Raw genomic sequence first — 13,572 nt, 5'->3', positions numbered from 1 at the left:
CCGACTGACGCCGCGCCATGGCCGACATCTTCCGCATCGAGCTGCTGCCGGCGCGCCACGGCGACTGCCTGCTGCTCGAGTACGGCGACGCCGCGCGACCGCATCGCGTGCTGATCGACGGCGGTCCGATCGGCGCGTACGGCGCGCTGTCACAACGTCTGGCCGCGCTGCCCGACGACGAGCGCGAGCTGGAACTGCTCGTGATCACGCACGTCGACGGCGATCACATCGAGGGCTGCCTCAAGCTGTTGAACCACCGCGAGCTGGCCACCTTCCGCGACATCTGGTTCAACGGCTGGCCGCACATCGCGCAGCCGCTGAAGGAGCCGCCGCCGCCCCGGCCCGGCGCGACGGGCGGCCACGGCGCCGCGGACGTGAACGCCCAGCGCAGCCCGCTGCAGGGCTCGATGATCAGCGTGCGCATCGAGGACCGGCAGTGGAACGCGGCCTTCCAGGGCGCGCCGATCTTCGTGCCGGCGATCGGCCCGCTGCCCGTGCGCGAGTTGCCCGGCGGCCTGCGTCTGACGCTGCTGTCGCCGACGCTGGAGAAGCTCGAGAAGCTGCGCGTCGCGTGGGACCGCGCGCTGGAGCGCGCCGAGCTGGACGCCACCGATGAAGCGGCACTCAGCGCGCGCCTCGAAGGCCGCGCCGCGTTCCGTTCCGGCGGACTGCGCCGGCGTCCGAAGCCCGAGGAGATGCTGTCCTCGACGGCGCTGGCGCTCGGTCCCATCGACAACGCCGCGGCCAACGGCTCCAGCATCGCCGTGATCGCCGAGTACCAGGGCCGCCGCATCGCGCTGCTCGGTGACGCGCACGCGCCGACGCTGACGGCCGCGTTGCGACGCCTCGCCGGCGCGGCGGGCGAACCGCGCCTGCGACTCGATGCAGTGAAGATGGCCCATCACGGCTCCGCCGCCAACCTGAGCGAGGACTTCCTCAGCCGGATCGAGTGCAGCACCTGGCTGATCTCCACCGACGGCAGCATCTTCAACCACCCCGACGACGAGGCGATCCACACCGTCGTGCGGAACGTGCCGGGCGCGCGGCTGCTCTTCAACTACCGCTCCGCGCGCACGGCGCCGTGGGACGAGCCGGCCATGCGCGCCGCGCACGGCCACGAGGCCTTCTACCCGGCGGACGCCGCGGCGGGCCTCTCGCTCGACCTCATGACGGGACGCCCGACGTGACCAGCATCGCCGAGGCCCAGGCGTTGTCCTGGCCTTCGTAGCGGCGGTAGAGCCGCCGCCGCGCGTGCCCGAAGGCGGCATCCAGCGAGCGGCTGCGCTGCAGCATCCGGTAGAAGAGCAGCGCCTGCACGGCCGCCGTGCGGTCGTTGACCCGGCAGCGATAACCGAGCACGGCGTGGATGCCGGCCTCGGCGGCCAGCGTCGCGAAGCCCGAGTTGCCGCTCTCGCAGCTGCTCAGGTAGACGAAGCGCGTGTCGCGCAGGTAGCTGAGGATGTCGCCGAAGTCGACGCATTGCGGCTCTTCCTTCGGTCCGACGAACAGGAAGCCGGTCCCGCCCAGCTGCCGCGCACCGGCCGGCTGGAAGCAGGTGTGGCCGGCGAAGTGGATCAGGTCCCAGCCGCCGTCGCCCAGCGCCGCCACGAGGCTGTCGCGGCTCAGCGGGCCGTCGAGGCCGATCACGCTGACGTTGCGCTCGTGGAAGAGCGGCTGGCCGCTGCGCGGATCGGGCCGCGTCAGCAGCTTCTTCACCCGCGAGCACTCGCGCCGGACCGCCGTCAGCGGCGCGAGCTGCAGCGCGCCGCCCTTGAGCTGGTCGTCGTAGGCCGTGCCATGCGTGTCCGCGCAGATCAGCAGCGCGCGACGGGCCGCCACCGGGCCGGCGAACAGGCTGCTCTGGCTCTCCTTCGAGGCCGCGAGCCGCCGCGACATCGACGCCGCCCTGGCCAGCCAGGGCACCTCCTGCGAGGGCTCGAACATCGCCTCGAGCAGCAGCGGATAGCAGTCCTCCGACACCTCGAAGGTGATGCGGTCCGTCACGTCCTTGCCGGCCTCGCCGAGCTGCTGGAAGGCCTTGAGCCGCGCGTTCTCGCGCTGCAGGCGGAAGCTCTCCTGGTCCTCGCACAGGGCGATGCGGATGCTCTTGCCGATGCGGGAGAACTCCTTGTACCAGTCCGGTTCGTGCATGTACTGGGCCTGCCAGTCGAGCCGCGCCGACTTGCTGACCGTCAACGGCCCCGCGCCCTGGAACTGGAAGTCGATGCCGTGCATCTCGAAGCGCCAGTTGTCCGCGATCGCGGAGACCCGGATGTCGAGGCAGGGATTCAGCGCGGCGACGCGCGCCCGGCCGCCGCGACCCGCGAGCGCGCCGCCCCCCGCATCGCCACCCGCGCCGGCACCCTCCGCATCGGGCGACTCCAGACCCAGCAGCTCCAGCGCGAAGCTGCCCGCCGACGCCGGATCCGCATGCAGCGTCACCCGCAGCCGGATGCAGGCCATGTTCAGCTCGGTGGTCATCGCCGGCGCCAGCAGCATCATCGGCGTGTTGCCGAGCACGCGGACCTCGCGGCAGAAGGCCAGGCCGCCGTCCTCCGCGACGACCGCGCCCGCGTCGTCGGCCAGCTGGCTGCCGACGATGATGTAGTCGAAGGGCTGACCGGTCAGCAGCTCCAGCCCGGTCTCGCGGTTGGTCTCTTCCTGGATGGTGTGACGGCCGAGCTGCCGCAGCTGCTTCTTGATCTGCGGGCCGAGGCTGCCCTGCTGCTGCGGGCTGAGCACGAGGAGGATGTCAGCCATGGACCCTCCTGCGCAGGAAGCTCAGCACGAACTCGGTGTCGCCGTCCGGCAGCACGCTGGCCTTGAGCGCGCCGCCCTGGTTCTTCATCAGCTTGCCGAGCAGCGGATTGGCCAGGCGCAGGTCCGCCTGCGCCGCCTCGGGCGCGGAGAAGCGCTCCCCATGGCGCCGCGCCGGCGGCAAGCGGCCACGCAGCCGCAGGAAGACCAGGTCGTCGTCCGGCACCAGCGTCAGCCGCACCATCGCCGTCTCCGGCGCCGCGCGCAGCAGCACCGAGAGCAGGCTCTCCACGACGATGTGCAGCTGCATGTGGTCGGCCTCCACCTCCACCTTGCGCGCCGCGGTCTCGAACACGACCTTGCGCCGCTCCGATGCGGCCAGGCTGGCCAGCAGCGCGTCGATCTCGCAGTCCAGCCGGATGGTGCTCGCGACGCGCGAGGCGACCCGCGCCTCGCGGTTGTACATGGCCAGGCGCGTGAAGGCGTGCTTCACGCGCCCCAGTTGCCGGAGCACGGTCTGCAGCTCCCGGCCGCGCGCCTGCTCGCGGGCCGCGTCCGAGCCGAACGCCGCCTCGAGCTGATCCTCCAGGCACGACATCGCCATGCCCAGCGGCGCCTGCGTCTCGACGGCCAGTTCGTAGGCGGTCTCCTCGAGGAACTCCAGTTGCACCGAGCGCCGGATCGGCCGCAGGTCGCGCGCGATGAAGACATGCCCGCCGAGCTTGCCCGGGAAGTCGCGCCGCGTGATGAAGACCGGCAGGCCGCCCGCCTCCGACGCGGTATCGGGCACGGCGGCGATCGCGGCCCCGGGGGCCTCGTCGACGGCGGCGCCCCTGCGGCAGACGCGCAGTTCGCCGATGCGGTCGCCCGCCTCGGTGCCGTCCAGCAGCGCCGCCAGCGGCTCCGGGTTCTGGAACAGCTCCAGCAGGCTGCGCCCTTCCAGCGTCTTCGGCGCCGCGCCGAACAGCGCCTCCGCTGCCGGATTGACGCGGCGGATGCGCAGCTTGGCGTCGGTCGCGATGATCGGGTCGGAGACGTTGTTGACGCACTCCGTCATCAGCGTCAGGTCGCTGATGCGCTCCATCGCGCCGGCCACCTCGTGCGCGATGTCGGTCAGCTGCCGGACGTGTTCCCGGGAGAACGCGTTCACCCGCGGATCGTCGACGTTGACGATGAAGCGCACCCGCTCGCCTTCCGAGAACATGATCGGCACGGCCAGTTCCGAACGGATCGGTTCGCCGTCGGGGGTCCGGAGGTACTCGGCATCGCGCGTGACGTCGGGGATCTTCTGCGGCTGCATCGTCCGCACGACCCGGCCGAGGATGCCCTGGCCGATGCCCTGCGTGTAGTCGCCCCAGGACACGCCGGTGTCCACGGCGAACCCGTCGTCGCCGAGCCGGGCCGAGGCCACGCGCACGATCGCCTCGCGCGCGCTGTCGATCCGGAACAGCGACACGTGCCGCCAGTCGAAGATCTCGACCAGCGCATCGGACAGGCACCGGCACGCGCCCTGGATGTCGACGCAGCGGTTGAGCGCGCGGAACATCTGCAGCTGGCGGCGGTCGCGCTCGCGATCCGCGTGGTCCAGGCTGCACAGCACCGCCTCGATCAGCGGGAGCTGGTTGAACAGCGCGAGGTGCTGCTCGTCGTAGGCGCCGCGCTCGCGGCTGAGCAGCGTCATGATCGCGACGGTCCGCTCGTCCTCGCCTTCGCCGCGCGTAATGCGGCGCCACATGCTGGACTTCAGGTCCATGGCGTGCATCTGCCGGCACATCGGCTCGTCGGCCATGTCGGCCCACGGGGGTTCGCTCATCACCGTCTCGAAGTCGTGGACGCCGCCGTCGTTGTCTTCCATGAACGCGCGTTGCGCGGCGTTCAGCTCATACCAGGCCGTCGGCACGTCCTGCCGGAACGGCGGGTGGTTGAAGACGATCTCCGATTCCCAGGCACTGTCGTCCTCCACGACGCGCGACACCAGCATCAGGTCGAAGGGCAGTTCCCGGCGCAGCGCCTCGGCCACCAGCGGCAGCAGGTCCGGGCGGCCGGCATGGCTCAGCGTCAGCGCGCGCACCTGGTCGGTCAGCACCTGGTGCTGCAGGCTGCGGAAGAAGCCCAGCGAGCCCACGACCGTGCCGCGCTCGTCCATCAGCGGCAGGCCCGTCACCTCGACGGCCACCTGCCGCTCCGGATCGTCCTGGCAGGTCAGCGTGACGCGGTAGGCGCCGAGCTCCCGGTTGCGGCGCCCGCGCGTCTCCTCGTCGAGCACGCGACCCGCTTCGCCGGCAAAGAGCCGGTCCAGGCGCAACTGATCGACATGCTCGACCCCGCTCATCGCCAGCGCGGCCGCGTTGGCATAGAGCACGTTGTTGTCGAGGTCGCGCTGGATCACGGCGATCCGCGAGCCGTCGAAGACCGCCCGCTTCATCTGTCCCAGCATCGCGGCGGCTGCCGCCGAGGTGGGTCGCTGTGCGGAGTCTTGTGCGGAGTCATCCATGAGGCCGCCTCCTGGCCATCCCTGGCCCTCGTTCCCTTGCCGACATCCCTGGCCGGCATCCCTGCCGACCGCCTGAAGGCTACGCCGATTGATCGGCCGACGCGCCTGACAACATAGGGGTCCGAGGCCCGGGAGGCCCCATTTCATCGGTATTCCCCCGATGTCCGCCGACATCCGGCCGGCATTCCGTGGCCGCGGCGCCACGCGATGCTGACGAACTGTGCTCCTTTGCGGCGGTCCGAACTGCATGCCCCACGGGGCGGCGCCGCTCTCCACCATGGAGTCCGGAGTGCGCCACCCCCCTGGAAGCCCTGGAGTCCCCGATGAGCAAGATGCCCCCCCGCCCCCGCCGCGAAGTCCCCGGCATCCGTCGCTACGACGGCCCCGCCGGCGGCTGGGGCGCGCTGCGCGCCACCGCGCAGGCGGTGCGCCAGCAGATGGAGATCGTCGAGGCGCCCATCGTCCTGATGCGCACCAACCAGCCCGCCGGCTTCGACTGCCCCGGCTGCGCCTGGCCGGACAAGGAGCACAAGTCCACCTTCCAGTTCTGCGAGAACGGCGCCAAGGCCGTCACCTGGGAAGCGACCAGCAAGCGCGTGACGCCGGACTTCTTCGCGCGGCACACGGTGTCGTCGCTGCTGGCACTGTCCGATCACGAGCTCGAGAACTTCGGCCGCCTGACGCATCCGATGGCCTACGACGCGGCCACCGACACCTTCCGCGCCGTCGAGTGGGACACGGCGTTCGCCCGCATCGGCGAGGTGCTGCGCGGCATGGCGTCGCCGGACCGCGTCGAGTTCTACACCTCGGGCCGCGCGTCCAACGAGGCCGCCTACCTGTTCCAGCTCTTCGCCCGCGAGTACGGCACCAACAACTTCCCCGACTGCTCCAACCTGTGCCACGAGGCCACCAGCGTCGGCCTGCCGCGGTCCATCGGCATCGGCAAGGGCACGGTGTCGCTGGTCGACTTCGAGTCGACGGAGCTGATCCTGTCCATCGGCCACAACCCCGGCACCAACCACCCGCGGATGATGGGCACGCTGCACGAGTGCGCCCGCCGCGGCGTGCCCATCATCGTGCTGAACCCGCTGCGGGAGCGCGCGCTGGAGCGCTTCGCGGATCCGCAGGACGTCGTCGAGATGGCCACCAACCGCTCGACCGACATCGCGTCGACCTACCTGCAGGTGAAGGCCGGCGGCGACGCGGCCGCGCTGAAGGGCATCATGAAGGCGCTGCTGGCGCTGGACGCCTGGGCCGGCAAGGGTGCCGGCATCCTGGACCGGGACTTCATCGCCGAGCACACCAGCGGCTTCGACGCGCTGGTGGAGGACCTGTACGCCACCTCCTGGGCCGAGATCGAGGACGAGTCCGGCCTGCGCCGCGCCGACCTGGAGACCGTCGCGCAGGCCTATGCCAGGTCCAGGGCGACGATCGTCACCTACGGCATGGGCGTGACGCAGCACAACACCGGCACCGCCAACGTGCGGCTGATCGCGGACCTGCTGCTGATGCGCGGCAACATCGGCAAGCCCGGCGCCGGCATCTGCCCGTTGCGCGGGCATTCCAACGTGCAGGGCAACCGCACCGTCGGCATCACCGAGCAGCCGCCCCAGGACTTCCTCGACCGGCTCGAGGACGTCTTCGGCTTCACGCCGCCGAAGGCGCACGGCCACGACGCGGTGAAGGCGATGCGGGCCATGGAGACCGGCGAGGCGAAGGCCCTGATCTGCCTGGGCGGCAACTTCGCCGTTGCGTTGCCCGATCCCGAACGCTGCTTCCCGGCGATGAAGTCTCTGGCGCTGAGCGTGCACCTGGGCACCAAGCTGAACCGCTCGCACCTGCTGGTCGGCAAGGAGACCTTCCTGCTGCCGGTGATCGGCCGCACCGAGCTCGACCTGCAGGCGAGCGGGCCGCAGTCGATCACGGTGGAGGACTCGATGTCGATGGTGCACGCCTCGGCGGGGCGGCTGCGGCCGGCGTCGCCGCAGCTGCGCTCGGAGCCGGCGATCGTCGCGGGCATGGCGCGCGCGACGCTGCCGCACAGCAAGGTCGCCTGGCACGCGCTGGTGGAAGACTACGACCGCATCCGCGACCTGATCGAGCGGACCATCCCCGGCTTCGACGACTACAACGTCCGCATCCGCACGCCCGGCGGCTTCCGGATGCCGCTGCCGCCGACGGAGCGCCGCTGGCCGACGCCGACCGGCAAGGCGATGTTCTCGGTCTTCCGCGGCGTGCGAGAGCGCTACGAGCCCTGGTCCGCCGACGCGCTGCGCCTGGTCACGATCCGCAGCCACGACCAGTACAACACGACGGTCTACGGCCTGGACGACCGCTACCGCGGCGTCTTCGGCCGGCGCGACGTGCTGTTCATGCATCCGGAGGATCTCGCCGCGCAAGGCCTGGAGCACGGCGACGTCGTCGACATCGAGACCGTCGCCGAGGGCCGGTCGCTGCGGCTGCCCGGCATCACGGTGATCGAGTACGACATCGCGCGCGGCTCCGTCGCCGCCTACTACCCCGAGGCCAACGTGCTGGCGCCGCTGGACTACATCGACCAGGACAGCGGCACGCCGTCGTACAAGTCGATCCCGGTGCGGCTGGTGCGGACGGCCACCGCCCTGGCCGCCGCCACGCCCGCGATGGCAGCAGCGCCGGAGGGGGCCACGCCGGCCGAGACCTTCCCGCCGACCTGAGCGTCCGGCCCGCCGAGGACGACCGGCTCGGTCAGCAGGCCTGTCGCGCGCAGGTGGCGGCCAGCTTGCCGACGGTGATCACAGCCTGCTCGATGTCCTGGGACCAGGGCGTGCTGTAGTTCAGTCGGATGAAGTGCCGGTAGCTGTTGCTCACCGAGAACATGTAGCCGGGGCCGATGGTGATGCCGCGCTCCAGCGCGAGCTCGTAGAGCCGCAGTCCATCGATGGCCGGCGGCATCTCCACCCAGAGCACGTAGCCGCCGACGGGCGTCGAGACGCGCGTGCCTTCGGGGAAGAAGCGCAGCACGATCGCGCGCATCAGGCTGGCCTGCTGCGCGAAGGCCTTGCGCAGCCGACGCAGGTGGGCCTCGTAGCCGTCGCGTTCGAGGAAGCGCGCGATGGCGACCTGCGGCAGCGGCGGCGTGGTCAGCGTGTTGAGGAACTTCAGCTTCTCGACCTCGTCGCGATAGCGGCCCGGCAGCGCCCAGCCGATGCGGAAGGTCGACGTCAGCGTCTTCGAGAACGTGCCGCAGTGCAGGACCAGGCCGCGTGTGTCGTAGGCCTTGAGGGTGCTGGGCGGGGCGGCGCCGTAGTAGAGCTCGTTGTAGACGCCGTTCTCGATCAGCGGCATGTCGAGCCGCGTCGCGAGCGCGACGAGCGCGCGCTTGCGATCGTCCGGCATCTGGAAGCCGAGCGGGTTCTGGAAGTTCGGCATCACCATGCAGGCGGCGATCGGCTGCGTCGCGGCGATGGCGGCCAGCACGTCGACGTCGAGTCCCCGCACCGGATCGGTCGGGATCTCCAGCGCGCGCATGCCCAGGCGCTCGATGGCGTGGAGCATCGCGTAAAAGGTCGGCGTCTCGACGGCGATCACGTCGCCGGGTCTGGCCACGGCCTGCAGGCAGAGGTTGAGCGCCTCGGTCGCGCCCATCGTGACGAGGACCTCGGCCGGATCGACGGCCTGGCCCTTGTCGAGGTAGCGCCGCGCGATCTGGCGGATCAGCAGCGGATGGCCGGGCGGCAGCGCGTCCTTGAGCGTGCGCAGCGCCGGGTCGTGGCCGGCGGCGAAGGCGTAGCGGTTGAGTTTCTCGAAGGGGAAGCTGCCGGTGTCCGGATACGGCGATCCCAGCGGCACCGCGTCATGCGCGGCGATCGAGCGCAGCGTGGACAGCACGAGCCGGCTGACGTCGACCGAGGACGAGACGGCGATCGGCCGCGGCGTGGCGGGCGCCTCGACCTCGGCGGCGCCGGGCTTGAGCTGGACGTAGTAGCCGGACTGCGGTTTGCTGACGATGAGTCCCCGGCTCTCGAGCAGCACGTAGGCGCGCAGGACGGTGGTGACGCTGAGCTGCCGCTGCTTGCTGGTCTCGCGCACGGACTGCAGCCGGTCGCCGTGGCGGAAGACGCCGCCGCGGATCTGGCGTTCGATGTCGTCGGCGAGCGTCTCGTAGAGCTTCATGGCGCGCGGTTGAGATCATCCATCGCAGGTATCGGTGGGTGCGCTAGTTTATGAGCGGTATCGAGGCTCGAAAGTCCACCAATTCGAGAGCGCTCCGACGCTGGCGCGCCGAATTCCGCCCCCTTAGAGTGACTGCCCTCCCCGCGAAATTCCGCAGTGGAGCAGGCGCCGGCAGCCAGGGCTCGGCGATGTGGAACACGACTCTGCCAAGGACATGCTTCGGCCCATGACTCCCGATCCCATTCCGCCCGAGACGGGCCTGCGCATCGCATGGTGGAACACCAAACTCTCGCCGGCGCACGTGGCCGCCACGATCAGCGACACCGTCGCGCTGGCCGCGGCCGATGTACTGATGCGGCTGATGAACGTTGTTCTGGCCGACATCATCATCCTGGGCGAGATGTCCGACAGCGCCATCGCCGCCCTGCGGGACAAGTGCCCGGATGCGGTCGCGCGCTATACCTGGCTGCCGGCCTGCCACCCTGCGGGGAAGAGCCGCTTCTCCATGTGCGTCTTGAGTCGCAAGGACTACGTGCAGGTCCAGTTCCAGGATCCGATCCTGCTCGAAGACGGGAAGTCGGTGACGAAGGTGGGCCTGCGTTTCGCGGTCCGCCTGTGGGACGACAGCCAGTGGATCCATCTCATCGTCTCGCACTGGCCCAGCCGTCTGCACCTGGATCGCCATGACAGCGGACGAACCCACATCGCGGCGTTCCTCCGCCACTGGATCGAGGACAAGATCTTCCGCGGCAGTTCCCATCCGAACATCGTGCTCGTGGGCGACTTCAATGACGAGCCCTTCGATGAAGGATTGGAGCGTTATCTGCCTGCCAGCCGGGACCACGACAAGATCAAACGCAATCCGAAGCTCTTCTACAACCCGTTCTGGCGACACCTGAGCTCGTTCGAGCATCGACTGATCAAACACCATGCCGCTGATCCGGGCACCTACTTCCATCGTGGTGGCCGGGACACCTGGTGGCGGACCTTTGATCAGTTGATCGTCTCTTCCGCAGTGCTCTTCGGCACGTCCGGCTGGCGCCTGGACGAGGCGTCCACGCGCGTCGTCCCCGAAGCCCAGGCCGGCATCGAGATCCGCTCGACGCGACGGATCTTCGATCACCTTCCCATCGTCGGACACATTGAAAGGCAATACCCATGATCGACTTCGACAGCCACATCCGCGCCGGCATCGACAACGCCACCACAGCCGATGGAGAGCTCGCCGAGATCGAGCGCATCCTCGGCAAGCTGGACGAAGCCATCCGTCGCAGCACGTCCGGCAAGGGCAAGCTGTTCGTCGGCAAGTTCCACAACGCCGAAGAAGATGAGGCGATGCGACTCGCAAGCGTGCCCCTGCGGCTCGTCATCCAGAGCACGGAGGACGACCGTGACGGACGAGTCATCGCGGGTTGGGAGACCGGCTCGAACGGTGGATACGCCACACACCTGGTCTACGAGTTCCAAAGCCTTTACTGCGGCGATGGCGACGAGTTGCTGGAGGAGCTGGGCAACCTTCTCGAAACGGCCCGCGTGGGTCGCGCGATCCAGTACTTCGCCAACCGGTGAGCCCAAAAGACGAAGGCGGACATCCTTTCGAATGTCCGCCTTACCCATTGACGTCCGGCTTGCGCCTCTGCGGATCCACCACCAGAACCCGGACCGCATGAACGGAAGAATACGCAGCGGCCGTCGATCCCGGAAGGCGGGTTCACCCCATCGCGGGTTCGGCGGATGGCTGATGCGCGCGTGAGGCGATGCCCCACGCCGCCCTGCGCCGCCCTGCGCCGCCTACGCCGCCCTATGCTTCGGGCTCCTTCAGCAGCCGGTACAGCGTGTTGCGCCCGATGCCCAGCCGCCGCGCGGCTTCCGAATGGTTGCCGTCGCAGTCGTCGAGGACACGGCGGGCGTGGGCCCGGGACTGGTCTCGCAGCATCGCGGGCGCGGCGTCCGTCGCGGCGGCCCTCTGCGGCGACGCACCCGATGGCCCCGCCGCCGAGGTCGACGTCCGCGCCGCGACCGGGACGAGCACCGGGATGACCAGGCGCTCGTCCTGGTCGAGGTCCTCGACGAGATCGTCCGGCAGATGCCCGCGCCGGATCACCGACTCGCCGGGTTCCATCAGCGCGCAGGCGATGCGCAGCGCCTGCTCCAGCTGGCGCACGTTGCCGGGCCAGCGGTAGGCCGCCAGCTCGCGCGCCAACGGCGGATCGAGCACCACCCGCCGCGTCGGCTCCAGCGCGGACAGCAGGCGCTCCACCAGCAGCGGCAGGTCCTGCCGCTCCCGCAGCGGCGGCAGGCACAGCGTGAGCCCGTTGAGCCGGTAGTAGAGGTCCTCGCGGAACAGCCCCTGCGCGACCAGCGGTCGCAGCGGGCGGTGGCTCGCGCCGATCAGCTGGAAGTCCACCTGCACCGACGGCCCGCCGCCCAGCGGCTGCACATGCCGATCCTGCAGCACGCGCAGCAGCCGCGCCTGCAGCGGCAAGGGCATGTCGCCGATCTCGTCGAGGAACAGCGTGCCGCCGTGCGCCTCGCGCAGACGCCCTGGCGCGCCCTCGCGCGACGCCCCGGTGAACGCGCCGGGCCGGTAGCCGAAGAGCTCCGCCTCGATCAGCGACTCCGGCAGCGCGGCGCAGTTCACCGCCACGTAGGGCCGACCGCGGCGAGGACCGCTGTCGTGCACCGCGCGGGCGAACAGGTCCTTGCCGACGCCCGATTCGCCCTGCAGCAGCAGCGGGATCGGCTTGTCGAGCACCCGTCGCGCCCGGACGACCGCCTGATGCATCGCCGCGTCGCCGAGGTCCAGCGCCTGCAAGGCGTCTTCCACCGACAAGGCTCGAAACGCGGACTCGACGCCCGGATGCGCCGCGACGTCCGTGCCCCGCGACACGTCCGTCGAGGAACGGGCGAGGACGTCGGCATCGACCACCGCCGGGCGCGCGCTGGCAGCATTCGATGCCGGCGGCGCGGGATGTCGCCATCCGCGCGGCGCCAACAGCCGCATCCACAGCGGCGGAGCGTCCTCGCGATGCAGCAGCCGCGCGCCCTCCCCGTCCTGTCGCGCCCAATCCATCAACGCGGCCCATCGCAGCGGCAGCACCGACTCCAGCGGGCTGGGCCGCGCCGCGTCCGTCCCGAGCCAGGCCTGCGCCGCCGCGTTGCAGCCCAGGATCCAGCCGTCCTCGCTCAGCGCGAGCAGCCCCTCCGTCGGCGTGCCCAGTCCCTCCGGCTGGATGTGGATCTGCAGGCGCAGTCCATCCGCGTGCCGCGTCTGGAACAGGCGGTGTTCCACCATCCGCGCCGCCGAGCGCACCAGCGCCAGCGTGTGCCGCTGGAAGCCGTGCTGCTCGCCGGAGAGGTCCAGCACGCCGAGCACGCGCCCTTGCGGATCGCGGATCGGCGCCGCCGTGCAGCTGAGGAAGGCATTGCGCTCCAGGAAGTGCTCGCCGCCGAGCACCGACACCGGCCGCTGCTCCACCAGCGCGGTCCCGATCGCGTTCGTGCCCCGCCAGCGCTCGTCCCAGATCGCACCGGGCCGCAGCGCGACCCGCTGCGCGCGATCGACGAAGCGGCCGTCCCCCAGCGCCCCGAGCAGCAGCCCCTGCGCGTCGGCCAGGATCACGAGGCCGTCACCGTCGCGGGTCTGCTCGAAGAGGTCCTCCATCACCGGCCGCGCGTGGGCGACCAGTTCATGCTGGCGCTCCAACGCCCGTCGCAACTGCGCGCCCGATGCGTGCGGCGCGCCCGGCGGCCGTCCGACCGGGCTCAGGCCGAAATCGCGGCTGCGCAGCCAGCTGCGGCTCAGCCCTTCGTCGAGCGTCGCGACGCTGAGCCGGCCCGTGTCCAGCAGCTCGCGCCGCGCCGCGCGCAGCAGTCGCGGCGCCATGGCGGCGTCGCTCGGGGTTTTCACCATGCCGTTGTCTCCTTGGGCGCTGGGTGCGCGCTCATCGGGTCGTGACCGCCGGTTTGAACCGGTCTCGGCACCCCGGGTGTTCCATTCCGGAACACCTGTGCCGCCGATGACGTGCCTGCGCCATGTCGGACCGATCCTGACCAAAGCCAGCCGGAATGGGAAGAGGCATTCCGCCCATCACGCAGGGTCTTCGGCGCGAAGGCGGCGTTGGCACGGCCCATGCAAGACGACCCCGGGCGTCCTTCGCCTCAAC

General features: G+C 70.5%; 8 protein-coding genes. 4 read left to right on the top strand and 4 right to left on the bottom strand.

Annotation, left to right across the window (positions count from 1 at the left end; genetic code table 11):
- The first annotated feature begins 17 nt into the window (after nucleotides 1-17).
- Entirely contained in the window at nucleotides 18-1,187 is a 1,170-nt protein-coding gene (locus ACQ4L4_RS24095) for a hypothetical protein (protein ID WP_431101372.1), read from the top strand.
- Here ACQ4L4_RS24095 and ACQ4L4_RS24090 read toward each other — a convergent pair.
- Nucleotides 1,165-2,760 carry a CHAT domain-containing protein gene (locus ACQ4L4_RS24090; RefSeq protein ID WP_431101371.1) on the bottom strand — a complete coding sequence of 532 codons (1,596 nt, stop codon included), beginning with the start codon at nucleotides 2,758-2,760 and terminating at the stop codon, nucleotides 1,165-1,167. The two genes, ACQ4L4_RS24095 and ACQ4L4_RS24090, sit on opposite strands and share 23 nt — an antisense overlap.
- Nucleotides 2,753-5,251: a GAF domain-containing protein gene (locus tag ACQ4L4_RS24085; RefSeq protein ID WP_431101370.1), complete on the bottom strand. Its 2,499-nt coding sequence runs from the start codon at nucleotides 5,249-5,251 to the stop codon at nucleotides 2,753-2,755. The genes ACQ4L4_RS24090 and ACQ4L4_RS24085 overlap by 8 nt, the downstream gene beginning before the upstream one ends.
- A 332-nt stretch (nucleotides 5,252-5,583) precedes the next feature.
- Here ACQ4L4_RS24085 and ACQ4L4_RS24080 point away from each other — a divergent pair, with 332 nt between their 5' ends.
- Nucleotides 5,584-7,947, top strand: a complete 2,364-nt coding sequence (locus ACQ4L4_RS24080) for an FdhF/YdeP family oxidoreductase (protein ID WP_431105008.1) — start codon at nucleotides 5,584-5,586, stop codon at nucleotides 7,945-7,947.
- A 31-nt stretch (nucleotides 7,948-7,978) separates the two neighbouring features.
- On the opposite strand, the gene ACQ4L4_RS24075 is transcribed toward ACQ4L4_RS24080, so the two are convergent.
- A complete protein-coding gene (locus ACQ4L4_RS24075) occupies nucleotides 7,979-9,406 on the bottom strand; it encodes a PLP-dependent aminotransferase family protein (RefSeq protein ID WP_431101369.1) in 1,428 nt (475 codons plus the stop codon).
- A 301-nt stretch (nucleotides 9,407-9,707) separates the two neighbouring features.
- On the opposite strand from ACQ4L4_RS24075, the gene ACQ4L4_RS24070 reads away from it, so the two are divergent.
- Both ACQ4L4_RS24070 and ACQ4L4_RS24065 read left to right on the top strand, forming a co-directional pair.
- Nucleotides 9,708-10,568, top strand: a complete 861-nt coding sequence (locus tag ACQ4L4_RS24070; RefSeq protein ID WP_431101368.1) for an endonuclease/exonuclease/phosphatase family protein — start codon at nucleotides 9,708-9,710, stop codon at nucleotides 10,566-10,568.
- Nucleotides 10,565-10,975 carry a hypothetical protein gene (locus ACQ4L4_RS24065; RefSeq protein ID WP_431101367.1) on the top strand — a complete coding sequence of 137 codons (411 nt, stop codon included), beginning with the start codon at nucleotides 10,565-10,567 and terminating at the stop codon, nucleotides 10,973-10,975. Before ACQ4L4_RS24070 ends, ACQ4L4_RS24065 begins: the two co-directional genes overlap by 4 nt.
- Nucleotides 10,976-11,207: 232 nt before the next feature.
- On the opposite strand, the gene ACQ4L4_RS24060 is transcribed toward ACQ4L4_RS24065, so the two are convergent.
- The gene (locus tag ACQ4L4_RS24060; RefSeq protein WP_431101366.1) at nucleotides 11,208-13,319 is read right to left on the bottom strand and encodes a sigma-54-dependent Fis family transcriptional regulator; all 2,112 of its coding nucleotides are present in this window, start codon (nucleotides 13,317-13,319) and stop codon (nucleotides 11,208-11,210) included.
- Nucleotides 13,320-13,572 lie beyond the last annotated feature (253 nt).

Origin of the sequence: Roseateles noduli (genome assembly GCF_050626985.1) — a bacterium.
Taxonomy (GTDB): Bacteria; Pseudomonadota; Gammaproteobacteria; order Burkholderiales; family Burkholderiaceae_C; genus Roseateles; species Roseateles noduli_A.
The sequence above is the reverse complement of the archived record's forward strand: the minus strand, read 5'-3'. Positions and strand labels throughout refer to the sequence as shown.